Here is a 26,373-nt window from a genome sequence, read left to right on the forward strand (position 1 = left end):
CACCAGTGCTGGTGCTGGGTTATAGCAGCATCAGCAGGAGCATCTGGCAGCCGATGATCTTGCCGATCATCGCCGCCGGATAGACGGTGGCGTAGCCACGCATGGGCAGCTCCGTGTCCGCCTGATCGTTGAGGTAGCTGATCACCGCGGGGTTGGTAGAGACGCCCGCGGCCATGCCCATCGCCTCGTCCCACTTCAGGCGCAGCAGCCACAGCCCGGCCAGGCCGCAGACAACGGCAGAGGTCACGGTGATGATGAAGCCGAGGGCGATGTAGCTCAGGGATGTGATGTCCGTCAGTGCGTCGCGGAAACCCGTGCCCGCGATGGTGCCCACGCCAGCCAGGAAGATGGCCAGACCCAGGCTGCTGAGGGCCTTGTTGGCGTGATAAGGGATTTGCCACCCGATGGGGCCGGTGCGGGCAAGTGCTCCAAAGATGAGACCCATGACGATCGGGCCGCCACCGAAGCCCAGGTTGAGCGTGGTGCCGCCGGGCAGGGGAATGGGGATCGCACCGATGAGCAGACCGATGGCCAGGCCTAGGGTAAAGGGCAGCAGGTTCACGTCCGCCAGGGAGCGTTCGGAATCGCCCAGGAATTGGGAGACCTCGTCGATGCGGTGCTTCGGGGTGACTACTCGCACGCGGTCGGAATAGTGCAGCACGTCGTCTGGGCCGGGAACTAGGTCTTCGTCGCCGCGGCGGATGCGGGCGATGATGAAGCCGTGGCTGATTGGGTCGATGTCCTTGATGCTGCGCCCGGCGATGCTGGGGTTAGAAACAGTGATGCGGCGGTAGCCGATGTAGGAGCTATCCACGTCGATGTCGATCTGCTCGCCCAGCGCGGCCGTGGCCTTGTCCAGGGAGTCCGGTGTGCCGGTGATCACCACGATCATGCCGGGGTACACCTCTGCATCCGGGTAGGCCAGCTTGTGATCCTTTTCCTGGACGTCCTCGGTGGCGTGGTGGGGGCGGACCAAGCGGGTGACGATAATCTTTGAATCCGCGATGGCGCGCAGGTCGCGCACGCAGCCTTCGATGCCCTCGCGCAGGCGTACGCCGCGGTGCTCCAGTGGCGCGTGTAGCACGCCCTCGTCGATCGCGTCCTGGCGATGGTTCACCTTCAAGAGCTTGGTTCCAATGGCGGCCACGGCGATCGCGCCGAGCACGCCGCCGGGGTAGGCCAGGGAGTAGCCGACGACGGGATCGGCGGCCAGCTCTGGGTGGGTGCCTTCCAGCATGTCGACGACGGCCGCCATACCTGGTGTGGAAGTCAGTGCGGCCGCGAAGGAGCCGGTGGCCGTGGCGGCCTCCACGCCGAAGATCGGCACCAGCAGCCACGTCATGCCCATCAGGCCGACGAGCAGCACCACGACGAAGAGGATCATGCGCCAGCCGCGCTCGCGGAAGTCGGCGAAGAAGGCATGTCCAGCCGTCAGGCCGATGGCGTAGACGAAGATGGCCAGGCCGAATTGGAAGATGATCGGGGGTAGCTGGATGTCGGGATTCGCCGTGGAGAATCCAATGGCGACGAAGAGGATTGCCGCGGTGCCGAGCGACATGCCGCCGAGGCGTATCTTGCCGATGGCGAAACCGAGGGCGAGGATAATGACTAGGGCGATCAGCGGATTTTCAGCAAGGAATGCCAGCATGATCTTGATCCTATAAAGAAATCCCCGCCCACACGAGGTGAGCGGGGACCCAAGAGAAACCTCAGATTAGGACTTTCTGAGTGGCCGGACCTTACTTGCCGGAGATCAGGCCAGCCAGGCCAGCGAGTGCGCCGCCGATCAGGCTAACGAGACCCTGGAAGAAGTTTGCAATCAGTTCAATCATGGGAGTGATCCTTTCAGTGTGTAGTGGCGGGCGCTAGGGATTTTGTGAGTTTGTTAGCGCCTTCACACTAACAATCGTTTGTCATCTCTAAGCGTTACGCCCTAGATACAATTTTCTCGGAAAAATTGTGAAAGGCGTTCTTTTCGCAGGTGAGAGTCAGAGAAAAATTTTCCCTACGCTGGGGTACATGGCACGAAACACTCTCTCGGATCTTTTCTCCCGTACCAAGAATCTCGACGGCGCGGGCTACGGCGCCTACAAGAAGCTGAAGGGCGCCTATAGCGAACCGGGGCTAACGGTTTCCATCGACCGTGTGCAGGCCGATCCTTACGCCAGCCCCTCCAAGGTGCGGCTCATCCTGCCCATGCAGGCCGCGGGCATCCCGCAGTATCTCGTTGACGATGCCACCGGCAGGGTAGCGGTATCCGACTTCCTGGCCCGGCGGATCCAGGCCGATCCCAACCGCCCGCGCAACGTCCACATCGGCGACATCGGGCAGCAGGTCCTTGAACGTACTCACGTGCTGGTCACCCCTGATCGCGTGGAGGCCCGACTACTCGTCGGCCTCCCCGCCAAAGGCCGCCGGATTCTGGGCCGCCAGGCCGCACACCTGCTGGCCGATGACCTGCCTCACATCGCCGACGACTGCCTGCGGCACGATCGCTTCGAGCCTGCAGACGTTCAAGCTCTCGAGGATCACGTGGCACTTCTGCGCGACCAGGAAGCCCTTCGCGCCCAGCTGACACCCCGCAAACTCGTCGCCTTCGTCGGCAACGGCGCGATCCTCCCGCGCGCTGCGGGGGATAGCGACCGCCCACTTGCCGCCAACCAGGCCACGGCCTTCGAATCCCCGGAGTCGCTTTCCCAAACCTTCGAGCTCCCCAGCGGCCGCACGGTCACGGGGATGGGCATACCGGAGGGCCTCACCGTCATCGTCGGCGGCGGCTACCACGGCAAGTCAACGCTGCTGCGCGCCCTGGAGCGCGGCGTCTACCCGCACGTCGCCGGCGATGGCCGTGAGTGGGTGATCTCCCGCGCCGACGTCGCCAGCGTTCGCGCCGAGGATGGCCGCCCCATTACCGGCGACGACATTTCGCCGTTCATCACCAACCTGCCCACTGGCGCCGACACACGCCACTTCACCACCACGAACGCCTCGGGCTCCACATCCCAGGCCGCCAATGTCGTCGAAGCGCATGCTGCCGGCGCCTCCGCGCTGCTCATCGATGAGGACACCTCTGCCACCAACTTCATGATCCGCGACCGCCTCATGCAGCGCCTCGTCCCGAACGACAAGGAGCCCATCACCCCGTTTGTGCAGCGTGTTCGTTCTTTATATGACGCCACCTCGGTCTCCACCGTCCTTATCGCTGGTGGCTCGGGTGCCTATCTGCGGCTGGCCGATACCGTCATTGCGATGGATGCCTACCGTCCCAGCGAGGTGACCGCACGCGCTCATGACATCGCGCGGGAGGGGGAGGCCACGGTAAACAGAGAAGGCATGGAGGAAGCGGGGGAGTTCCGCCACATCACTGCTGAACGTGTCCTCGCGCGCGGGACTCTATCTTCCCGCAAGCCGCCGAAGCCGCGCGGACTATCCACCATCAGCGTGGACCGTTCCGACATTGACCTGAGTGCCGTCGGCCAGCTAGTTGCGCCGTCCCAGACGGCGGCGATCGCGGCGGCGCTGGAGTGGTTGTCCAAGAACGCCGATGGCCAGACCCCGCTGGTGGATCTGGTTGCTCGCCTGGAGCAGCAGATCACCGAGAAGGGCCTGGCCGTGCTGGCGCCGGGGCGTGATCATCCCGGACACCTGAGTCGCCCGCGCGGGGCGGAAATCCTGGCTGCGGCAAACCGCTACCGGGAGCTCAAGCTCGCCTAGAGGACTTGGAGCTTGTTCTCCTTGAGAACCTCCATGCCGCGGGTCGGATAGTCGGTGATCAGACCGTCGACCTTCGCGTCGATCACGGCCTGCATGTCGGGCTTCTCATTGACCGTCCACGGCAGAACCTGCAGGCCGGCCTCGTGGGCGGAGGCCACGTTCTCCGGTGTGGCCAGCTTGTATTCCGGGGAGAGGATCTCCGCGCCCAGCTGGGTCGCGGCCTTGTTTACGTCGCCGCCAACCTGGTCGTAGTCCACATCACCGGTCCACTTGGAGCCGGAGGCCCACGTCTTGGCGCTGTAGAGAAGTGCCAGAGAAATATCCGGCTGGGCCTTGCGCACCAGCGGCAGCGAGCGCCAGTCGAAGGACTGGATGGTGGTGCGGGATGTGGCCTTGTTGGCGCGCACGACCGGCAGGATCGCGTCGACGAACTCCTGCGGCTCGGCGGACTTCTCGGGTTCTTCTGCCTCGATCTTGGTTTCGATGTTGAAACGCATCTGCGGGTCCGCAGCGGCGATGTCGAACACATCTTGCAGTTGCAGCAGCTTGTTTTCTTCCTCGGCCTTCGCATCCGGGAAGTCCTTCAGCACCTTGTTGCAGTTCAGGGTCTGCAGCTGCTTCCAGTTCAGCTCATGGATGAGCTTGCCTACGTAGGGGAACTCTGGGTCGTTTTCGGTGGCGGGCTTGGTGTCGGTGCACTTCTCGGCCTGGATCACCGGGTCGTGCCAAACAACTGGAGTGCCATCCTCGGCTAAGACGATGTCCAGTTCCAGGGTGGATACGCCCATCTTCACGGACTCTTCGAATGCCTTGCGAGATTGCTCTGTGTATTCGCCGCGGCCACCACGGTGGGACTGCAGGTCGAAGCCCTGCGGTTCTTTTGGTTGAGGCTTGGAGGAACCAGCGATGGAGGAGCCGAAGCTGAAGGAGGATCCGGCGATGGAACCCTGCGCGGCAACTGCGGTGCCGGCGGAACCGAGGGAAACGATGGCGGCCACTGCTGCGGCAGCGGTCTTGCGCCAGGTGAGGGATGTCTTCATGTATTCCTAACTGCGAGTCGTGAGTGCTGCGGTGGAGTCGTGAAGTAACTCACATAAACCTAACAGCCGTTCAGCTACTCGGCAGCGCGAGCTAAATCCACCCATTCGTCTTCGCTAGGTGCGCCGCCTCGTAGCGATTCCCCGCGCCCGTCTTTGTCATGATGCTGGAGATGTGGTTACGCACAGTCCCAGGAGATAGATGCAACGCCTTGGCGATGGAAGGGGAGCTCTTGCCCTCGAAAAGCTGCTGGCACACCTCGGTTTCCCTCTCGCTAAGGGGATTATCGGGCGTCAATAGACTTTCCTGAGCGAGCGTCGGGTCGATAACGCGCAGCCCGGCATGGACCCGCCGGATCGCATCGGCGAGCTCCTCGGGAGGCGTGTCCTTAACGATGAACCCGTCTACGCCCACTTCCATCGCACGTTTGACGTACCCGGCCTTGTCGAATGTCGTCACGATCAGGCAGCGGCACCGATTATTGGCTAGCTCCTTCGCGGCATCGATGCCGTTTAGCCCCGGCATCTCGATGTCCAGCAGAGCCACGTCGATGGGCTGCTCCTGCGCCAGTGCCACGGCCTCGGTCCCGGTCGCGCACTCGGCAACGACTTCGATGTCCGGCTCCGCGTTGAGCAGCGCGATCAGTGCCCCGCGCACCAGCGATTGATCCTCGGCGAGTAGTACTCGAATGGTCATCGGGTGGCCTCCTTCGCCACTGCGCCGTCGTCGATCAGTTCGCCGTCGCCTTCCATGGCGATCAACACAGTACTCAGGCCCCGGTCGCGGCGCACGATCAGCTTCCCGCCGGCGTCCTCGACCCTCTCGCGCAGGCCTGCCAGGCCGCCGCTGCCCTGCGTGGCCTCACCGTTAAACCCGCAGCCGTCGTCGGTGACCTGCAGCTTGTCGGCGGTGACGCTCACCCAGCACGCGCTCGCTCCGGAATGCCGCACCACGTTCGTCGTTAGCTCGCGCAGGCCCCAGGAAAACACTGTGTCGTGCGCGCCCGGTGCCTTCAGGAGTTCGGGTAGATGCGCGGTGACGCCCTTAGTTTCCAAAGCCCGGCGCGCCGCCTGCAGCTCGCCGGCGAAGGTGGGTGTGCGCATTCGGGTAACCGTCGAGCGCACCTCCGCCAAGGCTAGGCGGGAGAGGTCGCTGATTTCCTTGAGCTCCCGTTTGGCCTGCTCGGGGTTGTTGTCCATTGCCCGCCTGGCGACCTCGGACTTCAGGTTGATCACCGTCAGCGAGTGACCCAGCAGGTCGTGCACGTCCGTGGCGATATCCTCCCGCTGCTGCGCCAGGTCCAGCTCGTGCCGCAGCTTGTGGCGGGATTCTTCATGCTGTGCATGGGCTCCCAGAAGTACCAATACAAGGGGGATTCCCAGCAAGATGAAGATCGTCCAGCTGAGGTCGTTCGGCGCCCAGATCCAGACCATGATTACCCCAACCGCCCCCGTGGCGAACACGATGGGGAGCGACTGCCTGAAGGCGAGCGTAAACCCAAGTGTTGTTGCCAGGTAAGGGGCGAAGGCGACCGCACCGACTTGATACGCAGGCACGCTGGCTAGTGCAATAGCTAATAAGGCACACCACCGAAGCAGCGCCCAATGTAGAGGGTTCCACCCGCGCGGATAGTAGGAAAGCGAGCCGAAAGTCCAGAAGTAGATCGTGCAAAAGGCCAGAACGCAGACGGCTATCCAGGCTTTGCTAGCGGTACTGAATCCCTCATTAGTGAAGGCCTGGAGCAGAGTCGGCCCTAGAAATACCAGCCATATCGAGGCTGCCAGTGCATCGTTCAGCCGGAACCCGTCGAAAGAGCGCATTAGCTGCGTTCCTTGTCGCGCTTGCCCATCAGCAGGCAGAAGCCTACGAAGATCGCCGTCCATACCGCGATGCTAACCCAGGCGTACCACATCGGGTCGTACATAAACCCATCATCAAGCAGTTGCGCGCCTTCGGCCAGCGGCCAGCGAACCAGCATCATCGCGCCGTACATCGGGGTGAAACGACCGATGTCCAACAGCGATCCGCTGAGTGGCATGAAGATGTTGCCCGCGAAGGCCAGGATCACGATGGAGGCAGTGGCGATGGCCACCGTGTTCTCTTTCGGAACCACCAACGTCCACGCCAGGCCGTAGAAACCGAATGGGATGGCACACAGCACGCACGCAACGAAGCTCAAAGCCCACTGGTCGGGCTGCATCTCGGCATTGGTCAGCCCGCCGACGATGAACACGGCCACGATCGGCAGCACCGCACGCACGGCGATGCTCAGGCCATTGGCGAAGGCCAGTTGCCACGGCCGGAGTGGAGTAAGGGCCAGCTGCCTGCCCCAACCGCTACGGTTATCTGTCATCGACATTCCTGCAGCGCCGACGGCTCCAACCACTCCGGCGTAGAAAGCCATGCCTAGCATGACGAATGCGGAGACGTTACCGCCGTTCATTTCCTGATCGCCGTATTCCTGCATTGCGCCGAAAAGCAGGTAGAAGAAGATTGGCAGACCGACGCTGAAGAACAAGGTGGTCATGTCCCGGCGCAGGCGTAGCAGCTCGTGGCCGGCGAATTTTAGGGTGGTGCTCATTGTTCTAGGCCTCCTGGTTGTCGTTCGTCAGCGCGAGGAAAGTGTCCTCTAGGCTGTGGCTAGTGATGTCGAGATCGCGGGCGTCAGTTTCCGTCAACAGGTACCGGGCAAGCGCGTCAGAGTCGTTGGTCGTCATCCGCAGGCGACGGCCGTTTACTTCGCTCTTTATGACGCCCCTAAGGCCCGACAGCTCGGGGAATCCGCCCGGGAATTCGGCGCTGACCACGCGGTTGGAGCTAAGGTTTCGCAGCTCGTCGGTGGTGCCATCGGCGATGATCTCGCCTTCGTGCATAAGCACAATGCGCTGGGCGAAGTTGTCCGCTTCCTCTAAGTAGTGGGTGGCAAAGATGATCGTGCGCCCCAGCTGGGCCTGGTGCTTCATGGAGACCCAGAAGCGGTGGCGTGCGCCGGCGTCCATACCAGCGGTCGGCTCATCGAGGATGAGGATGTCCGGGTTGCCGAGGATGGCCAGGGCGAAGCGGAGGCGCTGCTGCTCGCCGCCAGAGCACTTGCCTACGCGCCGCTTGTAGATGGGTTCCAGGTTTGCCTGCTCGATAACCTCGTCGAGCGGTAGGTGCTCCGGGAAGGCAGCGGCGATCATCTCCACCGTGTCCTTCACAGTCAACTCGTGGAGCAGGCCTCCGGTCTGCATCAGTGCGCTGATGTTCTGGTTGTACACCGCCTGCTTGGGGGTTTGGCCCATAACTTTCACTGTGCCGGCGGTCGGGGAAGTGAGCCCTAGGATCAGGTCCACGAGGGTGGTCTTGCCCGCGCCGTTGGTGCCGAGCAGTGCGACGATCTCGCCCGGGCGAACGCTGAGGCTAACGTCTTTCAGCGCATGCACCGGTTGGTTGGATCGTGGCTTGAAGGTCTTGCTGATTCCTCTTACTTCTATGGCCTGTGCCAGTTTTGTTGTACTCATGGTTTTTACGCTATTTCGCCGAAGTAGGGACCGCGCATACCGTTCATCACGAATTGCACCGTGACGTTTGTCATGGGCTGTCATAAGCTCTGCAAAATTTTTTTCCTTGCTTGGTCGTGGTAACCAAAAAGCAACGATTTGCGTTTTAAAGTAAACGAGATGAGTGTTATAGCTTCCACCAGTTCGCGCGGCACCTCCAAGAGGCTGCCGGGCGCTTTTGGTGCGTTCGTGGCTTTCGCTCTTCTCGCTGCGTATGCGGTGTACCGGCTTACTTTGCCAGAGGTTCGTGCTTACTGGTTCACGAACCTCTTTAAGTGGCCGACGGATTTCAAGGTCTATTACAACGCGGCGGTGGCACTGAACAGTGGCCAGGAGCTGTATTCTCAGCCTTTCGTCGGGGGCCTTCCATTTACGTATCCGCCCTTTTCTGGCGTGATTTTTAGGTTGCTGCCGCTTGCATCGTTTGAGGTTGCGGCAAGTATCTGGCTAGGCCTCACCGCGTTGGTGCTGTTTGCGGTGATCGTAGGGGTCTTCCGGGAGCGCGGTTATGCCTGGTCCCCGGGGCTAATCCTCGTTTCCCTGGCGGCGCTAGTCGCTTCCATCCACCTGGCCCCGATTTTCGGCACCTTCTTCTGGGGCCAGATCAACATCTTCCTCATGGGTCTAATTGCCCTGGATTTCCTGCGCAGGCGCACCGGCAACAAGGGCGGCGGCATCTTCAGCGGCCTGGCCGCCGGCATTAAACTCACCCCGGTCTTCTTCTCCCTGCCGCTGTTGCTGGGCAGGCGCTGGCGCGCCATGGTTTACATGACCCTCACGATCCTCGCGACCATCGTCATCGGCCTCCTTTTCGTCCCGGACGCCAAGTCTTTCTGGCAGACCAAAATCTTCGAAACGCAGCGCATCGGCGGCGAGGACAACCCGGGCGCGCAGTCCCTCGGCGCCGTCTTCCACCGCCTGGGTTACGACAGCACGGTACTGTGGCTCGCCTGCGTGGTCGTCATCTTGGCGCTGTACAGCATCGTGGTCCTGGGCTGCTATCGCTGCGGTAACTACTCGATGATCATGGCCCTCGGCGGGGTTGTTGCCTGCATCATCTCGCCGTTTAGCTGGTATCACCACTGGGTGTTCTTGGTGCCGCTCTTTGTCGTTTTTCTGGACGCCGGGTTCCAGCTCGTACGGGCGGTCTCAGACAAGGTGAAGGGCGCGCCGGGCTGGGTTCTCGAACAGCTGCTGAGCTTTGCCGTAGTGGCGGCCCTGACAGTTGTGTTCCTGCCTTTCGTCAGCAACGCAACGTCCCGCAGGTTCGGCTTCTTCGGCCAGGGCGTGGCTCACGATAACCCGCTGTGGCAGGGCGCCTTCACCTTCCTGGGCGTGGCCTTCGTCGTGGTGGCCGCAGCGTACTATACGGTCCGGTATTTCACGGACCGGCGCACTACTGGAACCGAGCGCGACGCTGCTGATTCTGTGTAAAGGTGCGCTCGGCGAGGGATTCACCGGCACCGTCTTGCAGGTGGACAACAACATTGATCCCAAGTTCTTCGAGTTCCTCGACATCCTCGCGGTACATGGCCACTGAACTGATGGTGCATTCCTCCGGGTTGATGTTGGAGGCAAAAATCTCCTTTACTGCGTCTACGTTGGCGTGCTGGGCGGGCATGGCAAGCATGATCATCTCGATTTGGTGACTGTCCTTTACTCGCTCCCAGAAGTCGATATCTGTGGCGTCGCCCTCCACAACGTTGTAACCGCGCTCCTGCAGGTGGCGCACTCGGGCGGGGTCGTGCTCCACGCCCAAGACCTTCGCACCGTAGACCTCGGTGAGTTCGTTGTAGCAAGACACCCCCAGGCGGCCCACGCCGAGAACCAGGGCGTGGGCATCGCCGAGGTCGATGGGGCGATCCTCCGGGTGGATCTTGTGCGGCGGGCGCGTCGGAAGGCGCTTGGCCAGGCGCGTTGCCCGCGAGACACTCTGCGGGTTGAGGATCGCCGAGATGACGAAGCTGAGGGATACCGCGAGGACGAGAGAAAGCAGCCAGCGCTGGTTGAGCCAACCGTCACTTACTCCGAGAGCAGCGATAATGAGTGCGAACTCCGAGTAGTTCGCCAACAATAGTGAAGCGAGAACGGAGGTGCGATTGCGCAGCCCGAGTCCCCACAAGATCGCCCAGTAGGCGATGCCTTGGACGGGCAGCAGAATGAGCAACAGGGCAGCGTCGGCGAGGTTCTGCAGGTCTGGTAGACCCAGGAAGCCGATGTTGACGAAGAAGCCAACCAGTAGCAGCTCCTTGAGGGTGAACAGGGAATGGCTGAGTTGTTCTGCGCCGGGGGAGCGGGAGAGAACAATGCCCATGATGAGGGCTCCGAGGCTGCCGGAGAGCCCCACCCACTCGAAGAGCGCGTAACCCGGCAGCAGGGCCATAACGATGCCGAACAGGGCACCGAGTTCACCGTGGCCGAGCTTGTACCAGCGGCGGGTGGTCAATGCCAGCAGCGGGACGATGGCGACCAGCAACAGAGAAGCCAGGCGTGGCGGTTCGCCCCGAAGGATGCTCATGAACGCGACGGCCAGAATGTCCTGCATGATCAGTACGCCGATGCAGATATTGCCGTAGAGGGCTTGCTCGTCGCCGCGGTCCTGCAGAATCTTGATGACGACGATGGTGCTGGAGAAGCTCAAGACCAGCGCGATGTTTACAGCCACGGAGAAATCGGTGGGGCCGAAGGCGCCAAGCGCGCCGAGGGCGGTGATGAAGCCCGCGCCAATCAGCGTCATCACAAGAACATGGGCACTAGCGGTTAGCCAGACTGCCTTATCCATCAACGCTCGAAGATCCAGGCGCAGGCCGATGGCGAAGAGCATGAGGGTCACACCGATATCGGCGAAAAGGTCCAGGGAATCAACGTGTTCCACGCCAGCCGCGTGGAGTGCGAAGCCGGCGGCGAGGAAGCCAATGAGGGGTGGGAGCCGCACGGCCCAAGCAAGGAGGCCGCATACGAAGACCACACCGAGGTAAATCAGCAAGAGTTCCATGGATTGTAGTCTGCCTCACAGGGGCTGGTAACTCGCCAATGGAGGCGATTTCTACCCCCCCAGTGGGGCAGATAGTATTGAAGGCACACGACCTGCGGCGGTTTTCAGGACAGGAGGTGCGCTGTGAAGCCGATTAGCTATACCGAGTATGAATCACTGCGGGAAACTGCCTACCTTTTGCGTTCTCCCGAGAACGCTTGCCGCCTCCTCGGTTCCATCGAGAACCTGGAGCGGGGGCGCGGCGCTCACCACGACCTCATTGAGGACTAATGATTCTCGTTTGAGATGAGTCTGCCTTGGGGGGGACTATTTGTGGTGGCAGACGGCGGATCGCCGCTACCACTACGGGAGCTGACTTAGAACGGGTAGTCCGTGGCGTCGGGCGTCAAGAAAAGAACGCCAACTACTGTGCCCTCTCGGCTGACGGCGATTCGAGACATCAGTTCGCCGGCTTCATGGTTGAGCGTCGAGACGACAACCGAGGTGCCTGTGCTTTTTGTGGAGAGCGCTTCTGACGCCGGTGCCGCGTTGCGGTCGCCCTTGATGGGAACGATCGTCTGGTCGGTGATCTCCTGGAGCTCGCCGAAGTCGGTCAGGATTGAAGTCCACACGTCCACGATGACGGACCAGGGGAGATCCTCACGGACGTGCGGATCGAGCATTTCAACGGTTTCTGCTTCTTCGCCCTTGGAAATGTGGCGAATGAGTGCGTCGGAAATCTCTGGGAGCTTGTCGGTTGATACTGGGGCCATGGTTTCTCCTGTAAAGGGGTTTCGTACCGCACCGAATCGTTTGAAGGCTGCCTGGCGGGAAACGTTGAGCGCTTGCCCAATGTCCGCCCATGAATGTCCCGCGTTCCTTGCTTGCGAGACGGCATCCTCCAATTCGTGTTCAGCGAGGCTGACTGCTTGCAGTGTGTGTCGGATATTTGTCAATGGATCCATGGTCGTAAGTCAACCATAGGTTGACAGGAGTGTCAACTAGTAGTTGACGCGGTGTGGGGGGGTGGAAAATGCCTTGTGTCTTGGGGGAGCGCCGTGGAGCAGGTACGCCATGCTCCGTTGAAGATCTGATAGCTAAAGGGAGCAGTCCAACAATGTTAGAGGAACTGAGGTTCTCGATACTTCGTTCGAACATGGCAGCACGGTGTCTATCGGGGGTGATGCACTAGAAGGCGAGACAGCACGTGCGTGTCTCGAGAACGATTTTGGACAGTGCGTTTACCGTAGGGGCACTGAGACTTTCGGCCCAAGGAGGCATGCCCGGATGAGTACAGCGGAACTCAACCAGTCCGCCGTTTGGAACACAGCAGACAAGTTTCTGCGCTCCATCGTCGAACCTGAAGATTACGGAGACTATATTCTGCCGATGACGGTGCTGCGCCGTCTCGAGTGCATTCTCGCGCCGACCAAAGACGAAGTTCTCGACCTGGTATGGGGTCTCCAGGAGGAGGGCTTCAGTGACGAGATGATCGATTGGGAGGTGCAGGCCCGTTTTGGCCTTTCCTTCTATAACTCTTCTCGCCTGGATCTGACGAGGATCGCCCAGCTCGACGACCACGTGTATGAGGCGCTGATGGATTATGTCGGTGCGTTTTCGGCCTCCGTCCGCGACGTGTGGGATGCCTTCGATTTCGCGGTGAAGATGAAGACCCTCGACAGCGCCTCGCGCTTGTGGCCGGTGGTTAAGCACTTCGCCACCATCGACATGAGCATGGAGGCGCTGCCCGATGCCCAGATGGGTGACCTCTTCGAGCACGTCATGTACAAGGCATTCGACACCAAGGGCAAAGCCGCGGGTGCGTTCTACACTCCGCGTGACGCGATCCGGCTCATGGTGGATATTCTTTTCGCTTCCGACGACGTCGGGCTGACCGCGGACGGCGCTTCGCGTACCGTGTACGAAACTTTCATAGCACGAGGGATACAAACGCGCGCGAACTGCGATTTAGCTGCCTGACTGGTTCAACTAGCGAGGAGGCTATTCACGTGCTGTTGTCATTGCCCTCTCATGGGGACGGCTTCGATCTTGCCCGCCAGAATAGCGAGCCAGACAAAACACAAAACGGAAAAGGCTCTCCAGGGGTAACCGCCCATGACAATCGCTCGAGAAATCTTGCGCTTTAAGGGCAGCCACCTAATCTCTGAGCGGTTATATTCTTGTAAACACAAGTACGGCAAACCGTTTTCATCACAAGGGAAGCTCTATCATGGCGAGTGCGCTCACAGGACCAATCGCGGCCTTCAACGAGAGCCTTACATCCATTTTCTTCCAATTCATCGAGGAAAGTGTCTGGAATGTGGGCTCCTGGTCGGGGCCGCTCATTGACGGATTTGTGGCCCCAAAGATCACCCCATGACAAGTCAATGCCACCTTCGGGGATCCCGAAGTAACCGGTTGCGGGAGCCTGTGGACGCGGACGCCGTCTTGGAGTGCGAGGACCTCCACGGCGACCTGCGCACCGCCCCCGGCCGCCGAGATCTCGCAGTATGACGTCGAGATGATGGAGGACACCGCCATCCGCGGTCACTAGACACCATGAACTACGAGTTCCACGATTTCGAGACGCTCGTCGAGATTCCGGGCGAGTGGCAGGTCCGCCTCATCCTCTCCGATGACCTCGATGCGGCTTACGTTCCCCTGTCACCGGAGATGACGGCGCGCATCGCTGAGGCTCTCGAAGAGGCACCGGAGTGGTTGGCGGTAGCACGGGAGCGGATCCGGGAGGAATTTCCGGACGGTGAGGTACCTGAGCTGACCAGCGTGTGCGTGCTGTCCGAACCCCTGGAACGCTGGCGCTTCGGGGTGTCCTTCTGGCTGGCGGAGGATCGTGAGCACGGTCGGGGCCTGCAGTTCGCCGCCACCGAGACCGAGGGTTACACCGTCGTGGAGTACGGGGGCGCCGAGGTGGCCTTCTACTGATCCCCGCACACCGCTTCGTGCTCGACTTGCCCGGGGTGTTCGAGCTGGATCGTCGAGTGCTCGATGCGCAGTTCCCGCGGCGCCTGCTGCGCCGCCCCGAGAATTCCGCACTCCTCTGCCGGCACACGCTCCTGATCGACGACGGGGTAGGTGTCAGCATCGTCAAGAAAAACCATGGGGGCCAGAATCCCACAAGAATCCCACAAGAGATATGACAGCCACGACAATGGTGGCCCTCATGGCACTAACGACGTGGACCTGACCAGCGCAAACACAAAACCCCAGCAGGCAGCCAGCCGACCCAGCGCAACCGGACGCCACCGACAACGCTGACGGCACCGATAACGCAAGCACCCCATCGGACGCTGGTGGAACCGATAACGCAGGCACCGCATCGGAGGCTGGGGGAGCGTTGGCCCGCACGGGGGCTGAGGTTGTGCCAGCCGCGTTGGCGGCCGTGACTGTTGTGGCGGGTATGGCGTTGTTGATGGTGATGCGCCGCCGACGTGCCTAAGGCGTCTTGAGGTGAGCCTCGTCGTTCCCTTTCTTGCGAGGGGAGGCGCTCGTGGATGTGGTTTTCATTTTCGCGAGGAAGCCGCGCAGCGTGATGAGTACGCCGTAGATGACGGAATACAGAACCAGGCGGTAGAGGAACGTGAGGAAGTCGTTGATGTCGCGGAGCTCGTTGCCCTCTGCATCCACGATGATGTTGTCGGGGGTGACGGCTGTTTCGCCTTGGGTGGGGTGCTCGATGATGACGCTAGCGGAGAGGTATTCGCCCTCGTTGAGGAACAGTGCCTCAAACGGCGCGTTGTAGATCGGGTTGCCAGGGACGTCCGCGATCGCGCTGACGATGGCCCCGACTATGAACAGGAGGGTACCGAACACGGTCCACCCCTTGCTTGGGAGGAGCAGTATGAGGAAGATCCCGAGGAGAATCCCTGATGCGACCCACGGCACTTCCGACATCACTACGACCAGGAGCATGAACAGTTGCATCCCTAGGGAGAACAGCCCGAAGATCAGGAGTAATCCGAGGACGACGAAGATAATTCGGATCTGAGGCGGGACCTTCTTGAGAAGCCTGCGAGCCATCGGAGTTTTCGAAGTATTCGGTGCTTCTGGTGAGGTTGTCACAGCGACGTCCTTTATCTTCGGTGCAGTTCCACCGCTTTCGCTGGTGGAACTGCAGGAACCTGACGCTAAGGTTAAGGAAGTATCTTTTGAAATCACGTTAGCCGCCCATGGTGAACTGGTCAGCAACCGTCGGTGAACGGCAGGTAAACCCGGGGGTGGTGTGTTGACACAGAGACGGAAGCGGGGGTTGTCGCGATGTATCGCGACAACCCCCGCTCGTGTGTTTAGCCTGTCTCAGGCCGGTGGTTTAGGCGAGCATGGAGCCCCACACCAGAACCGAAACAGCGAAGATGATTCCCAGCACGATGAGGATCAGGACCATGTAGCCCATCACGTCGCGCAGCTTGAGACCGGAGATGGCCAGGACCGGCAGAACCCAGAACGGCTGAACCATATTGGTCCACTGGTCACCAATCTGCACTGCAACCGCGGTCGCAGCGTGATCCGCGCCAAGCGCGGCCGCAGCCTCTGCCATGACCGGCCCCTGGACTGCGAACTGGCCGCCACCAGACGGCATCAAGATGTTCAAAATACCGCCAGAAATGAACGACCAAAACGGCAGAGTTTCCGCGCTAGCGAAGCTACCGAACGCGTCAGCGAACGCAACGGCCAACCCAGACGCGCTCAAAATACCCATGATGCCCGCATAGAACGGGTACTGGATGATGATGCCGGCAACAACCTTGACACCATCGTTGACTGCCGCGAGGAAGGCGGAAGGCCGCATGAACAACAGAATTCCGAGGAACAGGAACATGAAGTTCACCGTGTCCAGGTTTAGCGTGCCGCCCTTGACGAAGTAGCGGACCGCGAACAGCATCGCGATCAACCCGAAACCGATCCCCACAACGCGGGAGTTGTTCAGACGGCTAGCAATGGTTGGGGTGCTTTCCTGCACAGGCTTTACGGAAACCGCAGGGAAATCTTCCCGGTTGATCTCACGCACCTTCGCCGGATCCTTAGGGTGCAACAACATGTTGAAAATCGGCAAAATGATGAACACCGCAAGGTTCGTCAGCAACAGGTACGGAGAGAACAGAGTATCCGTCAGCGGAATTAGGCCGACCTTCTCTTCCATAAAGTTGCCAGGCGTCGCGAGCAACAAAGGAACCGAACCAGAAAGCCCGATGCCGTAGACCGCGAATCCGGAATAGCCGGCCGCAATCGCAAGAGGATAGTGCAGGCCCTTAACGTTCATCGCGAGCTTCTGCGCAACAATGCCGCCCATCACCAGGCCGAAGCCCCAGTTCAACCACGAACCAATGCCGCCCACCAGCGTCGCTGCAACAATAGCGGCACGTGGCGAAGAGATTTGCAGACGGATCACGTGGTCATAGACGATGATTGGGAAGGTTTAACCATTGCTTCAGAAGAGCGAAGCGGTCAGCAGTTGGGCAAACATGCAGCCAATCCGGGACGTGACTTGCAGAACGCACCGGCCATGGCCTTGAATGTGTAGTATCTCTACAAAGATGGTCAATTTGTGCCCTTGGCACAATACATTGATAGCAGTGATGCACAAGCGGAACTACTCGGCTCACGGAAGTGGCAGGCCGAGTTAGCACAAGAAATTCCAGCAACATCGAAACTTTATCATTATGTGTGCGATCACCTCGGTACCCCACAACTGTTGATGAACCTAGGTCAGGAAGTAGTGCGGGGGTCCAAAGCTAAGGCATGGGGTGAAACCCGTGTCATGAGCCGGTCTGCCGCTGACGAGCAGGTGAAGAATAATCATCGTTTTCAAAGTCAGTACTAAAATAGAAAAGTGAGATTTTTATGTCAACTATGGACGAACAAATGATTCAGCTTATTACTAATTCAGATGATAAGCGGGCTTTAGATGCATTTATAAAGAAAAATGGTATTGATGCAGTAGATAGAGATGGCAGAACTTTTTTCTCATTAGCTGTTGCTAAAAATAATCTTAGCCTGGTGTCATATTTAATCGAGCAGAACTATGATCTGTCTGCCGTCGACAATCAAGGTATGACCGCTTTGCACATAGCGGCTATTCATGATTACTGCGATATGGCTGAGTTGCTACTTGATAACGGTGCTGAGATTGATCCAGTGGATGCTTGGGGTAATACACCGCTTTGGCGTGCAGCGATGAACTCTCCAGATGAGAATAGTTCAACGGCAAAACTTTTGCTTGCAAGAGGTGCGGATAAAAGCAAGGAAAATGATTCAGGTGTTGCGCCAATTGACTTATTGCATAATTGAAATACAGAGTCTAAGCCCCCATTTATAGGAACACCTTTTATTGGATGATATGGGTTTTAAGTAGCTTTAAACCATTGTCAAATGGCGTGCCCGGTCAGCGCACCAAGCATGTGGCGGTCGAGTCCCACGCTTCAACGAAGGCATCAAAGCGATCTCCCGTTGGGCTGCCTTCGCCCGGGAGCACCTCTGCGCTGCCGCACTGGGTCATCATGATGATCGCGTTGGTGACGGTGGGGAAGCTGATGCGTTCTGGGGCCATATGGTCACGGTAGATGGGATACCGGAAAAGGCCCCATTGGTGCAGAGATGCAGGGATAAGGAGAGGGGCGAACCTACCATGAACAGCGGGCAGATTACAGCTTCTTTGCGGGCCCACTGCGAGTGCGCGACTTTGATCATGGGCATTGTGTCCGTGGTTGGCTCACTTCTGAATTGGAACTCGATGTGTGACCCCACCGGCAAGACGGATTTCCATTCCTGTAGCGTCTTCGTTCGTCGTCAAGAAATCTTTGAAGGATTCTGTGCGGCACCGATCACGTCGTTAGTTATTCATCGCGCATGTGCTGAACTTCATTAGGTTTAATGTCCCTTATGGCCTTGATTAGGTCCTGTTAAATCAGAGAGTCGAATAAATTATTGTTTAACCTCTTGAAAATCAATTTTTAAACCGTTTTGTTCTACCTGTTGTTTAAACAGCTCTGTAAATGCTACGATATATTGTCGGGATGTGTTTTTAGCACAATGAACAGTATTGCGAATCTCCTTCATAAATACTGGCGTTTCTACAAAAGGCTCATCTTCATCCCCTAGCCACTCATCATATTCTGATTCCTCTTCGTTTAAAATGCTTTGAATGTTGGTTATTTTCCCAATATAACAATTGATGATTTCACCACCTATTGTTAGCTCTGCTTCAGAAAACTGCATTTCGTCTTCGAGTAGAAGCCTCATTTTTTCATAAAAATCAGCAGAAAAAACCAACAGACTATCTATGCTGTCATATTTATCGGTAAGTTTAATATTCTTGGTACTGAAACCTTCCTGTCCTCTAAATTTAGGTTTCGTAGTTAGTTCGCCTTCGTCATATAAGAAATAAGATTGTATCTCCGATCTATCCCTATTCATCAGCTCTATGTAAGACTCTGAATTAAGCAGTTTACTGTAAATAGAATATAACTTCATTCTTGACTCCTTGCTCATTCAAATAGTGATGCACAACTGTGCTTGCCAGTATTACATCCTTTTCTAAGGTTCGCAGATCCACACGCGTACCCAGCCAGTACAGCTCCCACTCGCTGATCGTGAAGACGATGGCTGCGTGACGTTGGGCGCGGAATGCGGCCATCCACTCGACGCTGTCCCCGGCGGCGAGATTTTCGAGGAGGAAGCTGGTCAGCCGGTACGTCAGGCGGGCGTGGACTGTCACCAGATCGGAGTAGTGGATGGCGGCGGATCCTGTCTTTGCGTCACGTACCTACACGCTCTGTTCATTGCTAATAGCAAGTCGCAACCGGCACTACCTTTTGGCGCTCGCCCCACCTTTTAGCGCCTCACTCTCAGCCTTGCCGGTCGGGGTTCACATCGCCGGACTCCACCTCCCGATCGCACCAGATCGCGGATCCACACCGTCCGAGCAGACCACTCAATGACCAGCGCCACGGCACGTATTCCCTATCGGCGAGCTAGTTTCGCCCCATCTGCGTCATCCGCGCACCACAAGCCCCTGCATCCAACTTGATACGGTCTACGACCCGACTGCGGGCACCGGCGGCATGCTGCTCGTTGCCGCACGTGCCCTCAAGGAGCTCAACCCGGATATCGAGGTGGTGCTTGCAGGCCAAGAACTGATGTCCACCGGTTATGCCATCGGTAAGGCCGACCTGCTCATCCAGGGCGGGGAGCCGGACGCCATTCGCCATGGCGATACCTTGCTCACTGACCTCTACGAGGGTGAGCAGTTCGAGTACATTCTCTCCAACCCGCCGTTCGGCATGGACTGGGAGGTTCAGCAGAAGTCGGTGAAGGAGCAGGCCAAAGTGCCAGGCTCCCGGTTCAGCCACGGCCTGCCGAGTAAGAATGATGGGCAGATGCTTTTCCTCGCACATGTTGCGTCAAAGCTCATGCCCGCGGGTCCGAATGGCTCTGGCGGTCGTGGCGCGGTGGTCTCGAATGGTTCGCCGCTATTCACCGGTGCTCCAGAATCGGGCCCAGACAAGATCCGCGCGTGGTTGCTGGAAAACGACCTAGTGGACGCGATCATCCAGTTACCGACCAATATGTTCTATGGCACCGGAATTTCCACCTATGTTTGGTTCCTGGATACGAACAAGGAGGAGCACCGCAAGGGCTTCGTTCAGATGATCGATGCTTCCGAGTGCTGGTCGGTACCGGATAAGGGTCTGGGGGAGAAGCGCCGGGAGATGAAGGAGCCAGACCGCAAGCGCGTACTCGAAGAGTACGCCGGGTTTAAGGACACTGAGATCTCGAAAGTGCTCACGCCTGCGGACCTGGGCTTCCGGGACGTGGAGATCACCAAGCAGAAGCGCCTGCGCGTTGAGGTCACGCCGGAGGCCGTGGCACAGGTGATGGAGCACAAGTCTGCCGTGTCTGAGCACGCGGACGTGCTCGCCGACGTGGCAGAAGTGAAGTTCAACGACTTGCCGGAGGCACTGAAGGCTGCGGCCAAGAATCGTGGCGTGAAGATGCTCGCCGGCTTGATCGACGTGGTGCTTGACGCCGTGGGTGTCCCGGATGAGAACGCCGATCCCAGCGTGGACCGCAAGGGCAACCCGATCCTTGACCCGGCGTTTTCCATGACGGAGCGGATTCCGCTGACCGAGGACGTCGACGATCACATGGCCCGCGAGGTTCTCCCATTCGCACCGGACGTCACCTGGGATGAGGAGGCCGCCAAGGTGGGTTATGAGATCCCGTTCAAGCGCGTGTTCTATCGTCCAGCTCCGGTGCGCTCACTGGAGGAAATCGACGCCGACGTGGCCACGGTAATGGGCCGTCTGGCTGAGAAGTTCGCGGAGGTGCGGGAGTAATGGAGGAACAAACCCGAAACGTGCCCTTCTGGAGTCTTTTCAGTCGTGTGGCCCGTACCGGTTTCCCGGATGAGGAACTGTTATCCGTCTACCGTGATTACGGCGTGGTTAAGAGGGAAGGGCGTGATGACAACAACAACCGCCTCGGAGCAGAAATCAGTAGATATCAGCTGGTCAAACCGGGGGACCTTGTTTTCAACAAGATGAAGGCATGGCAAGGGTCTCTCGGAGTTTCGGAATTCCGGGGCATTGTGTCTCCGGCATACTTCGTCTATGCACCGCGCCACGAGGCGAATTCTCGATACCTGAACTATGTTCTGCGCTCCGGGCCTTATATCGATCTGTACGCTGCGAACTCGAAGGGGATTCGTCCAGCGCAGTGGGATCTTCAACCGGAGCGCCTGGATCAAGTACGTGTACCGCTTCCGCGACTGCAGAACCAGCGCGCAATTGCGGATTACCTCGACCACGAAACTGCCGAAATTGACGCCATGAGCGCCGACCTGGACGAGATGGAGTCGCTGCTAACAGAGCGCCGGTCCGCGGTTCTGACCAGCACTATCTCTCGGCTTTCCGTGAAGTGGCCGACGCCTAAACTCGGAACACTCGTGCAGATGATTTCAGGTAGTGGTTTTCCCCATAGGCTCCAAGGGCAGGAGGGGAAGGAGCTGCCGTTCTACAAAGTTGGATCGCTTTCCATGACTGGTAGTGACGGAACGATCGTTGATGATCGGAACTCGATTAGTCGGGAAGACGCCGCTACTCTCCGGGCACACGTGATCCCGGATGGAAGTGTTTTGCTCGCTAAGATTGGCGCGGCTCTGCTTCTAGGCCGCTTTGTTCGAAACGCAAAGCCCTGTTGTATCGATAACAACATGTTGGCGCTAATTCCTACTCCCGAGATCGAGGCAAAATTTCTAGAACATGCTCTTTCGATGGTGGACATTAATGTGCTGGAGCGCTCCGGACCTGTCCCCACTCTTGATCTGGGCGGTTTGCGCCAGCATCGAGTACCCCTGCCACCGCTCGAGGAACAGCATCGAATCGTCGACGAGATCGCCCGCGAAACCTCCGAGATCGACGCTATGCTCGCCGACATCACCGAATTGCGCGACCTGCTCGCCGAGCGCCGTGCCGTCGTCATTGCAGCGGCCGTGACCGGCCAAATCGACATCCCCGCCGCCGAGGAGACCATCCATGACTAACACGGAAATCACCCGCGAAAAAGCGCACGAGAGCGCCATATGCAAGGCACTCGCCGAGCGCGGCTGGACCTACGAGGAAGGCAAGAACGATCAAGGCTGGGATCGGCGTCTCGCGCTCTACCCGGCTGACGTGCTGCAGTGGCTCTCCACCCAATACCCGGAGGAATACGCCAAGGCCGTGCCCGCGGATGCCCCGGAGGCCACCCGCGAGGTCGCACAGCGCAAACTCCTCGAGCGCGTCGCCGAGCAGCTTGAGTCCAGAACCCGGAAGGATCCGCAGTCAGGGAGAACACTCGGCGGGCTGCTGGGCACCCTGCGGGAGGGCTTCAAATACGCCCAGGTCGGCGCCCGCTCCGCCAGCTTCGGCCCCATGGTGGCCTTCCCGCCGGCGAACCCCTTGCTGGAGAAGGTTGCCGAGCGCGCTCAAGACAACATCCTGCGTGTCATCCGCCAGGTGCACTTTGACCCGAAAACCAACGAGACGATCGATCTCGTGCTCACCGTCAATGGCATCCCAGTCGTGACGATGGAGCTGAAGACGGACAGCACCCAGTCCGTGGCCCACGCTCGCAAGCAGTACCGGGAGGACCGCGTGCCGAGCCCAGCTCGCCGCCTGCTGCAGCCGGGCCGCGCGCTCGTCCACTTCGCCGTCTCCAATGCAGAGGTCTACATGACTACTGCGCTTAAAGGCTCGGATACCTTCTTCCTTCCCTTCAACCGCGGCGTCGACGGTGGCGCCGGAAACCCTCCCATCCCCGGCAAATCCGAAACTTCCTACTTGTGGGAGGAAGTGCTGGAACGCGACATGTTCCTCCGCATCCTGCGCGACTTCGCAGTGTGGGAACCCGATGCAAAGCCAAAGCGCGGCACCCCGGGAGGCAAACTCATCTTCCCGCGCTACCACCAGCTCCGCGCGGTAGAGCGCGTCACCCGGGACGTCACCCGACGCGGTGCCGGCGGGCGCTACCTCATCGAGCACTCAGCGGGTTCCGGCAAGACCAAGACCATTGCGTGGCTGGCTCACCGCCTCATCCGGCACGTCGACAAAGACGGACAGAAGACTTTCGACTCCGTCATCGTCGTTACCGACCGCACGGCTCTGGACACTAACGTCCGCCAGGACATGCAGATGATGGACGCCTCCATGGGACTGGTGGTCTCCGTCAGCGAGAACGCCGGGGCGAAATCCCCGCAGCTGCGCCAGGCGATCGAGGAGGGTGACCACATCATCACCTGCACCCTCCAAACCTTCCCGCACGTGCTCAAGCTCCTTGAAAACGAGCAAGACCTCGCGGGCCGGCGCTGGTGCGTCATCGCTGACGAGGCGCACTCCTCCCAGACCGGTTCCAGTGCCTCAGCGCTGCGCGAGCTACTCACGGATGTCGAACTCGACGAAGGGGAGGAGTACACCGCCGACGACCTGCTGGAACTGCGGCAGGAAGCCATCGCCGTCGCCGAAAACATGACCTTCGTGGCACTCACCGCGACGCCCAAGGGAAAGACCCTGCGACTGTTCGGCACCGAAACCCCGGACGGCCAATTCGTCGCTTTCGACACCTACCCAATGGGGCAAGCCATCGAGGAGGGCTTCATTCTCGACGTGCTCGGCAATTACTCGACCTACCAAATGTGGGCCGAAGTCCGCGACGAGCTGGGAAGAACCGAGGAAGTCGACGAGTCTGCAGCAGTCACCGACATGGTGCGCTTCGTCCGCCTGCACCCAACCTCCATCGCGCAGAAAGTGGAGGTCGTCATCGAACATTTCCGCCGCAACGTCGCCCACCACCTGGGCGGCCAGGCTCGCGCGATGGTCGTGACCTCCTCCCGAAAGGCTGCAGTCCGCTGGTCGGAGGAAATGAACCGCTACATCCAGTCCAATGGCTACGACTTCCGCTCCCTAGTGGCCTTCTCAGACGCAGTGCGCGTTGACGAGAACTCCGAACCTGTCACGGAAGTCCAGCTCAACGGTGTCTCCGACGTCGAGCGCGCCTTCAAAGACGACGAGCAGGACTACCGCGTCATTATCGTCGCGAACAAGTTCCAGACCGGCTTTAACGAGCCCCGGCTGTGCGCGATGTACGTCGATAAGCAGCTCTCCGGCGTCACCACCGTGCAGACGCTCTCACGGCTCAACCGCATCCACGAGAACAAGCCCACCCCGATGGTGGTGGACTTCGTCAACGATCCGGAAATGATCATTAAGGACTTTAAGCGCTACTACGAGGGTGCAGCGATCGACACGGACATCGACCCGAACGCGCTGCACACCCTCGGTGAAGAGCTCGACACCTCCGGGTTCTACACGCCCGAGGAGATGGAGCAGGTCGCGCAGATCTACATGGACGGCACCGACTCGGAAGCGCTCCGCGGTGCGGCCGCGCCGATCATCCGGCGGTGGCAGGTTCGACGGGACTCTGGCAAAGATGGGCACGCCGATGCACACAATTTCAAGTCCAACGCGGAAAAGTACCGCCACGCCTACGAATTCCTCTCCCAGATCGTCGCCTACGCAGACGCGGAGGTTTCCAAGCGTGCGATGCTCGCCGCCGTGCTGGAGCGCAACCTTCACCTTTCGGAGTACGACGACGAGGATGAAGACTTCATCACCGGACTCTCACTGGCCGGTGTTGCGATCACCCAAAACGAGATCGAGGTCGATCGGTCATTGACCGACGGGGGAGGGGAAGCCTTGAAGGTGCCAACTTTCGACGTCACCGTCGGCGGGGATGCCACCCCGTTACGCGCTGCATTCGACGAGGCAGTCGAAAAGGTCAACGACATCTTCTCAATGGCGGGGGTGGATGTGACCTCCGGTGAAACCGCGCAGATGATCGTCGCTGCGTGGGGAACGCTCTCCGCTCAGCCTGAAGCGTTGAAGCTAGGACGAACCAATAACAAGGAGCAGCTGAAGCGCTCCAAGAGATTCCAAGGCGAGGCGACGAAGGCAATTTTCTCGGGAATCGCTGAGCGTCAGCAACGCGACGCGCTACTCTCCAGCGACCGAGACGTGTTGCACGGCGTGATTGGAGTCCTGGCAGAGCTGATGGCTGCTGCCAAGGAGATGGGGAAGTTGGACGAATAGTCCTTAGTGCCGAAATTTGTCGGACTGACAGGATTTGAACCTGCGACCCCTACACCCCCAGTGTAGTGCGCTACCAAGCTGCGCCACAGTCCGCCGAAGCCCTGCAAAAAGGGCAACGGCGATAGGTTACCCCACTCCCATCGCCGTTAGGAAATCCCCAGCTTAGACCGGCTGCACAATCTCGTCGGAAACGATGATGCCGTCCGAATCGCAGTAGATGTACTCGCCGGGGATAAAGTCCACGCCGCCGAAGCTCACCGTCACGTCACGCTCGCCCTCGCCGGTCTTCGTCGACTTGCGCGGGTTGGTGCCCAGCGCCTTGCAGCCGAACTCCATCTGGCCAATCACCTTGGAATCGCGGATCGGCCCGTTAATCACCACGCCGGCCCAGCCGTGGTCCTTGCCCAGCCCCGCAATAATGTCGCCCACCAGCGCAGTGTGCATCGACGCATCACCGTCGATCACCAGCACGCCACCTGGGTTGTCCTCCTGCAGCACGCTCTTCAGCAGTGCATTGTCCTGGAAGCACTTCACCGTGGTGATCTTCCCGCAGAACTCCACCACGCCACCCAGGTCGCGGAACTGCGTGTCACAGCTGCGCACGTCGCTGCCAATGATGTCCACCAGGTCGGCGGTCGGAATAAAAGTCAGTTTCTCTTCAGCCATGCCACCTACTTTAGGCGCAAGCCCTCCCACGCCGCGATCATTTCGCCCACACGATGCCCAGATCCCCTCTGCAGAAGCAGGTGATCCATCCCCTCCAGGCTCACCCAGTCCGCGCGAGGCAGGGCCGCCCGCATCGCATGCGCCTCCGCCACGGGAACTACCAGGTCATCGGGGGAGTGCAGCACCAGAGACGTGGCGTCACCAGAAGAAACGGCGGCCACAGTATCGGCCGAATCGGCCGCGGCGAGCTCATCCAGCAGCGCCTGCCCCAAAGAAAGCTCCCGCTGGCGCTCAAACATCTGCATGATCTCCGGCGCACGCTTCGCGGTTTCCTGCAGTTCAAAAGGCGTGCCGACGGTCACGATGCTTTCCACCGAGGCAACGTCTGCCGCAGCCCGCTGCACCGCTGTACCTCCCAGCGAATGGCCCACCAGTAGCTCCGCCCCACCGAACCATTTCGCCGCCGCCTGCACGTCGGAAACATTCGTCCCCAGCGTGGTCTCCTCAAACTTGCCACCCGAATCGCCCAGTCCAGCGAAATCGAAACGCAAGCTCGCATAGCCCGCCCGCGCCAGAGCCTTGGAAATGCGCGTCACCCCAATCGCCCCGCGCGTACACGTGAAGCAGTGCGCGACGACCGCCCGCCGGGGCGCATCTTCCAATTTCAAATCCCGCGGCAAGTCCACCGTTCCCGCCAATTGCCAGCCATTTTCTGTGGGAATGGTCACGTGAACGGAGCGTATCGTGCGGGTCATGGATCGCCTCTCGCCTTCAGTCGATTAACGTGGTCTACATATTC

At 59.5% G+C, this 26,373-nt stretch carries 26 protein-coding genes and 1 tRNA gene; 10 read left to right on the forward strand and 17 right to left on the reverse strand.

Features of this window, described 5'->3' with window-relative positions; all coding sequences use genetic code 11:
• Positions 1-19: 19 nt before the first annotated feature.
• Positions 20-1,648: an aspartate:alanine exchanger family transporter gene (locus HMPREF3166_RS02010; RefSeq protein ID WP_070487423.1), complete on the reverse strand. Its 1,629-nt coding sequence runs from the start codon at positions 1,646-1,648 to the stop codon at positions 20-22.
• 371 nt (positions 1,649-2,019) lie between these two features.
• Here HMPREF3166_RS02010 and HMPREF3166_RS02015 point away from each other — a divergent pair, with 371 nt between their 5' ends.
• Complete coding sequence (locus HMPREF3166_RS02015) at positions 2,020-3,714, forward strand: ABC-ATPase domain-containing protein (protein WP_070487424.1); 1,695 nt, start codon at positions 2,020-2,022, stop codon at positions 3,712-3,714.
• Here HMPREF3166_RS02015 and HMPREF3166_RS02020 read toward each other — a convergent pair.
• The 5 genes from HMPREF3166_RS02020 to HMPREF3166_RS02040 form a co-directional block, all read right to left on the reverse strand.
• Complete coding sequence (locus HMPREF3166_RS02020) at positions 3,711-4,754, reverse strand: glycerophosphodiester phosphodiesterase family protein (protein WP_034987477.1); 1,044 nt, start codon at positions 4,752-4,754, stop codon at positions 3,711-3,713. The two genes, HMPREF3166_RS02015 and HMPREF3166_RS02020, sit on opposite strands and share 4 nt — an antisense overlap.
• Before the next feature lie 91 nt (positions 4,755-4,845).
• The gene (locus tag HMPREF3166_RS02025) at positions 4,846-5,448 is read right to left on the reverse strand and encodes a response regulator transcription factor (protein ID WP_070487425.1); all 603 of its coding nucleotides are present in this window, start codon (positions 5,446-5,448) and stop codon (positions 4,846-4,848) included.
• Positions 5,445-6,308: a sensor histidine kinase gene (locus tag HMPREF3166_RS02030; protein ID WP_246816905.1), complete on the reverse strand. Its 864-nt coding sequence runs from the start codon at positions 6,306-6,308 to the stop codon at positions 5,445-5,447. The genes HMPREF3166_RS02025 and HMPREF3166_RS02030 overlap by 4 nt, the downstream gene beginning before the upstream one ends.
• A 263-nt stretch (positions 6,309-6,571) precedes the next feature.
• Complete coding sequence (locus HMPREF3166_RS02035) at positions 6,572-7,333, reverse strand: ABC transporter permease (RefSeq protein ID WP_070487427.1); 762 nt, start codon at positions 7,331-7,333, stop codon at positions 6,572-6,574.
• Positions 7,334-7,337: 4 nt separating this feature from the next.
• The gene (locus HMPREF3166_RS02040) at positions 7,338-8,255 is read right to left on the reverse strand and encodes an ABC transporter ATP-binding protein (protein ID WP_070487428.1); all 918 of its coding nucleotides are present in this window, start codon (positions 8,253-8,255) and stop codon (positions 7,338-7,340) included.
• 159 nt (positions 8,256-8,414) lie between these two features.
• Here HMPREF3166_RS02040 and HMPREF3166_RS02045 point away from each other — a divergent pair, with 159 nt between their 5' ends.
• Positions 8,415-9,728, forward strand: a complete 1,314-nt coding sequence (locus HMPREF3166_RS02045) for a glycosyltransferase family 87 protein (protein WP_070487429.1) — start codon at positions 8,415-8,417, stop codon at positions 9,726-9,728.
• Here HMPREF3166_RS02045 and HMPREF3166_RS02050 read toward each other — a convergent pair.
• Complete coding sequence (locus HMPREF3166_RS02050) at positions 9,691-11,289, reverse strand: cation:proton antiporter family protein (RefSeq protein WP_070487430.1); 1,599 nt, start codon at positions 11,287-11,289, stop codon at positions 9,691-9,693. The genes HMPREF3166_RS02045 and HMPREF3166_RS02050 overlap by 38 nt on opposite strands.
• A gap of 123 nt (positions 11,290-11,412) precedes the next feature.
• Here HMPREF3166_RS02050 and HMPREF3166_RS02055 point away from each other — a divergent pair, with 123 nt between their 5' ends.
• Entirely contained in the window at positions 11,413-11,559 is a 147-nt protein-coding gene (locus HMPREF3166_RS02055; protein WP_049050039.1) for a type II toxin-antitoxin system Phd/YefM family antitoxin, read from the forward strand.
• Between the two features lie 86 nt (positions 11,560-11,645).
• Here HMPREF3166_RS02055 and HMPREF3166_RS02060 read toward each other — a convergent pair whose 3' ends face one another.
• Complete coding sequence (locus HMPREF3166_RS02060) at positions 11,646-12,041, reverse strand: hypothetical protein (protein WP_070487431.1); 396 nt, start codon at positions 12,039-12,041, stop codon at positions 11,646-11,648.
• A gap of 514 nt (positions 12,042-12,555) precedes the next feature.
• On the opposite strand from HMPREF3166_RS02060, the gene HMPREF3166_RS02065 reads away from it, so the two are divergent.
• Positions 12,556-13,248 carry a type I restriction-modification system subunit M N-terminal domain-containing protein gene (locus HMPREF3166_RS02065; protein WP_070487432.1) on the forward strand — a complete coding sequence of 231 codons (693 nt, stop codon included), beginning with the start codon at positions 12,556-12,558 and terminating at the stop codon, positions 13,246-13,248.
• Positions 13,249-13,827: 579 nt separating this feature from the next.
• Positions 13,828-14,211: a hypothetical protein gene (locus HMPREF3166_RS02075; RefSeq protein ID WP_016663416.1), complete on the forward strand. Its 384-nt coding sequence runs from the start codon at positions 13,828-13,830 to the stop codon at positions 14,209-14,211.
• On the opposite strand, the gene HMPREF3166_RS02080 is transcribed toward HMPREF3166_RS02075, so the two are convergent.
• The 3 genes from HMPREF3166_RS02080 to HMPREF3166_RS02090 all read right to left on the reverse strand — a co-directional run bounded on the left by HMPREF3166_RS02080 (position 14,205) and on the right by HMPREF3166_RS02090 (position 16,675).
• Positions 14,205-14,387 (reverse strand): hypothetical protein, encoded by a 183-nt coding sequence (locus HMPREF3166_RS02080; protein WP_049050027.1) that lies wholly within the window; start codon positions 14,385-14,387, stop codon positions 14,205-14,207. The two genes, HMPREF3166_RS02075 and HMPREF3166_RS02080, sit on opposite strands and share 7 nt — an antisense overlap.
• 334 nt (positions 14,388-14,721) lie before the next feature.
• Complete coding sequence (locus HMPREF3166_RS02085) at positions 14,722-15,198, reverse strand: hypothetical protein (protein WP_141741112.1); 477 nt, start codon at positions 15,196-15,198, stop codon at positions 14,722-14,724.
• 397 nt (positions 15,199-15,595) lie between these two features.
• Positions 15,596-16,675, reverse strand: a complete 1,080-nt coding sequence (locus tag HMPREF3166_RS02090) for a TIGR00366 family protein (protein WP_070487436.1) — start codon at positions 16,673-16,675, stop codon at positions 15,596-15,598.
• Positions 16,676-16,837: 162 nt separating this feature from the next.
• Here HMPREF3166_RS02090 and HMPREF3166_RS10085 point away from each other — a divergent pair, with 162 nt between their 5' ends.
• Together HMPREF3166_RS10085 and HMPREF3166_RS09900 are read left to right on the forward strand one after the other, a co-directional pair.
• Positions 16,838-17,107 carry an RHS domain-containing protein gene (locus HMPREF3166_RS10085; RefSeq protein WP_141741113.1) on the forward strand — a complete coding sequence of 90 codons (270 nt, stop codon included), beginning with the start codon at positions 16,838-16,840 and terminating at the stop codon, positions 17,105-17,107.
• Between the two features lie 20 nt (positions 17,108-17,127).
• Positions 17,128-17,574: an ankyrin repeat domain-containing protein gene (locus tag HMPREF3166_RS09900; protein WP_080971947.1), complete on the forward strand. Its 447-nt coding sequence runs from the start codon at positions 17,128-17,130 to the stop codon at positions 17,572-17,574.
• Positions 17,575-17,668: 94 nt separating this feature from the next.
• Here HMPREF3166_RS09900 and HMPREF3166_RS10160 read toward each other — a convergent pair whose 3' ends face one another.
• The 3 genes from HMPREF3166_RS10160 to HMPREF3166_RS10285 all read right to left on the reverse strand — a co-directional run bounded on the left by HMPREF3166_RS10160 (position 17,669) and on the right by HMPREF3166_RS10285 (position 19,000).
• Positions 17,669-17,833, reverse strand: coding sequence for a hypothetical protein (locus HMPREF3166_RS10160; protein WP_153245987.1), 165 nt, complete (start codon positions 17,831-17,833; stop codon positions 17,669-17,671).
• Between the two features lie 374 nt (positions 17,834-18,207).
• Positions 18,208-18,756 (reverse strand): hypothetical protein, encoded by a 549-nt coding sequence (locus HMPREF3166_RS09910; RefSeq protein ID WP_083200675.1) that lies wholly within the window; start codon positions 18,754-18,756, stop codon positions 18,208-18,210.
• A complete protein-coding gene (locus HMPREF3166_RS10285; RefSeq protein ID WP_068539488.1) occupies positions 18,731-19,000 on the reverse strand; it encodes a hypothetical protein in 270 nt (89 codons plus the stop codon). Before HMPREF3166_RS10285 ends, HMPREF3166_RS09910 begins: the two co-directional genes overlap by 26 nt.
• A 301-nt stretch (positions 19,001-19,301) precedes the next feature.
• Here HMPREF3166_RS10285 and HMPREF3166_RS02100 point away from each other — a divergent pair, with 301 nt between their 5' ends.
• From HMPREF3166_RS02100 to HMPREF3166_RS02110, 3 genes are read left to right on the forward strand one after another with little or no spacing between them, the layout of a single operon-like run.
• Complete coding sequence (locus tag HMPREF3166_RS02100; protein ID WP_256365736.1) at positions 19,302-20,621, forward strand: HsdM family class I SAM-dependent methyltransferase; 1,320 nt, start codon at positions 19,302-19,304, stop codon at positions 20,619-20,621.
• Entirely contained in the window at positions 20,621-21,826 is a 1,206-nt protein-coding gene (locus tag HMPREF3166_RS02105; protein ID WP_051890832.1) for a restriction endonuclease subunit S, read from the forward strand. Before HMPREF3166_RS02100 ends, HMPREF3166_RS02105 begins: the two co-directional genes overlap by 1 nt.
• The gene (locus tag HMPREF3166_RS02110) at positions 21,819-24,908 is read left to right on the forward strand and encodes a type I restriction endonuclease subunit R (protein WP_070487437.1); all 3,090 of its coding nucleotides are present in this window, start codon (positions 21,819-21,821) and stop codon (positions 24,906-24,908) included. Before HMPREF3166_RS02105 ends, HMPREF3166_RS02110 begins: the two co-directional genes overlap by 8 nt.
• Before the next feature lie 19 nt (positions 24,909-24,927).
• Here HMPREF3166_RS02110 and HMPREF3166_RS02115 read toward each other — a convergent pair.
• The 3 genes from HMPREF3166_RS02115 to HMPREF3166_RS02125 form a co-directional block, all read right to left on the reverse strand.
• Positions 24,928-25,001 (reverse strand) — tRNA-Pro (locus HMPREF3166_RS02115).
• Between the two features lie 69 nt (positions 25,002-25,070).
• Positions 25,071-25,574, reverse strand: a complete 504-nt coding sequence (gene rraA / locus HMPREF3166_RS02120) for a ribonuclease E activity regulator RraA (RefSeq protein WP_011273490.1) — start codon at positions 25,572-25,574, stop codon at positions 25,071-25,073.
• A 5-nt stretch (positions 25,575-25,579) separates the two neighbouring features.
• Positions 25,580-26,329, reverse strand: a complete 750-nt coding sequence (locus tag HMPREF3166_RS02125; RefSeq protein ID WP_070487438.1) for an alpha/beta hydrolase family protein — start codon at positions 26,327-26,329, stop codon at positions 25,580-25,582.
• Positions 26,330-26,373 lie beyond the last annotated feature (44 nt).

Origin of the sequence: Corynebacterium sp. HMSC08A12 (assembly GCF_001807485.1) — a bacterium.
Classification (GTDB): Bacteria; Actinomycetota; Actinomycetes; order Mycobacteriales; family Mycobacteriaceae; genus Corynebacterium; species Corynebacterium evansiae.

What these genes read in the sequence shown, in the direction of transcription:
- HMPREF3166_RS02045 (WP_070487429.1), top strand. Translation starts at nt 8,415, where the DNA reads ATGAGTGTTATAGCTTCCACCAGTTCGCGCGGCACCTCCAAGAGGCTG.
- HMPREF3166_RS02035 (WP_070487427.1), bottom strand. Translation starts at nt 7,333, where the DNA reads ATGAGCACCACCCTAAAATTCGCCGGCCACGAGCTGCTACGCCTGCGC.
- HMPREF3166_RS02060 (WP_070487431.1), bottom strand. Translation starts at nt 12,041, where the DNA reads ATGGCCCCAGTATCAACCGACAAGCTCCCAGAGATTTCCGACGCACTC.
- HMPREF3166_RS10160 (WP_153245987.1), bottom strand. Translation starts at nt 17,833, where the DNA reads ATGGCCCCAGAACGCATCAGCTTCCCCACCGTCACCAACGCGATCATC.
- HMPREF3166_RS02040 (WP_070487428.1), bottom strand. Translation starts at nt 8,255, where the DNA reads ATGAGTACAACAAAACTGGCACAGGCCATAGAAGTAAGAGGAATCAGC.
- HMPREF3166_RS09900 (WP_080971947.1), top strand. Translation starts at nt 17,128, where the DNA reads ATGTCAACTATGGACGAACAAATGATTCAGCTTATTACTAATTCAGAT.
- HMPREF3166_RS02085 (WP_141741112.1), bottom strand. Translation starts at nt 15,198, where the DNA reads ATGCTCCTGGTCGTAGTGATGTCGGAAGTGCCGTGGGTCGCATCAGGG.
- HMPREF3166_RS02015 (WP_070487424.1), top strand. Translation starts at nt 2,020, where the DNA reads ATGGCACGAAACACTCTCTCGGATCTTTTCTCCCGTACCAAGAATCTC.
- HMPREF3166_RS02125 (WP_070487438.1), bottom strand. Translation starts at nt 26,329, where the DNA reads ATGACCCGCACGATACGCTCCGTTCACGTGACCATTCCCACAGAAAAT.
- rraA (WP_011273490.1), bottom strand. Translation starts at nt 25,574, where the DNA reads ATGGCTGAAGAGAAACTGACTTTTATTCCGACCGCCGACCTGGTGGAC.
- HMPREF3166_RS09910 (WP_083200675.1), bottom strand. Translation starts at nt 18,756, where the DNA reads ATGAAGTTATATTCTATTTACAGTAAACTGCTTAATTCAGAGTCTTAC.
- HMPREF3166_RS02080 (WP_049050027.1), bottom strand. Translation starts at nt 14,387, where the DNA reads ATGGTTTTTCTTGACGATGCTGACACCTACCCCGTCGTCGATCAGGAG.
- HMPREF3166_RS02025 (WP_070487425.1), bottom strand. Translation starts at nt 5,448, where the DNA reads ATGACCATTCGAGTACTACTCGCCGAGGATCAATCGCTGGTGCGCGGG.
- HMPREF3166_RS02110 (WP_070487437.1), top strand. Translation starts at nt 21,819, where the DNA reads ATGACTAACACGGAAATCACCCGCGAAAAAGCGCACGAGAGCGCCATA.
- HMPREF3166_RS02065 (WP_070487432.1), top strand. Translation starts at nt 12,556, where the DNA reads ATGAGTACAGCGGAACTCAACCAGTCCGCCGTTTGGAACACAGCAGAC.
- HMPREF3166_RS02050 (WP_070487430.1), bottom strand. Translation starts at nt 11,289, where the DNA reads ATGGAACTCTTGCTGATTTACCTCGGTGTGGTCTTCGTATGCGGCCTC.
- HMPREF3166_RS02105 (WP_051890832.1), top strand. Translation starts at nt 20,621, where the DNA reads ATGGAGGAACAAACCCGAAACGTGCCCTTCTGGAGTCTTTTCAGTCGT.
- HMPREF3166_RS02075 (WP_016663416.1), top strand. Translation starts at nt 13,828, where the DNA reads ATGAACTACGAGTTCCACGATTTCGAGACGCTCGTCGAGATTCCGGGC.
- HMPREF3166_RS02020 (WP_034987477.1), bottom strand. Translation starts at nt 4,754, where the DNA reads ATGAAGACATCCCTCACCTGGCGCAAGACCGCTGCCGCAGCAGTGGCC.
- HMPREF3166_RS02010 (WP_070487423.1), bottom strand. Translation starts at nt 1,648, where the DNA reads ATGCTGGCATTCCTTGCTGAAAATCCGCTGATCGCCCTAGTCATTATC.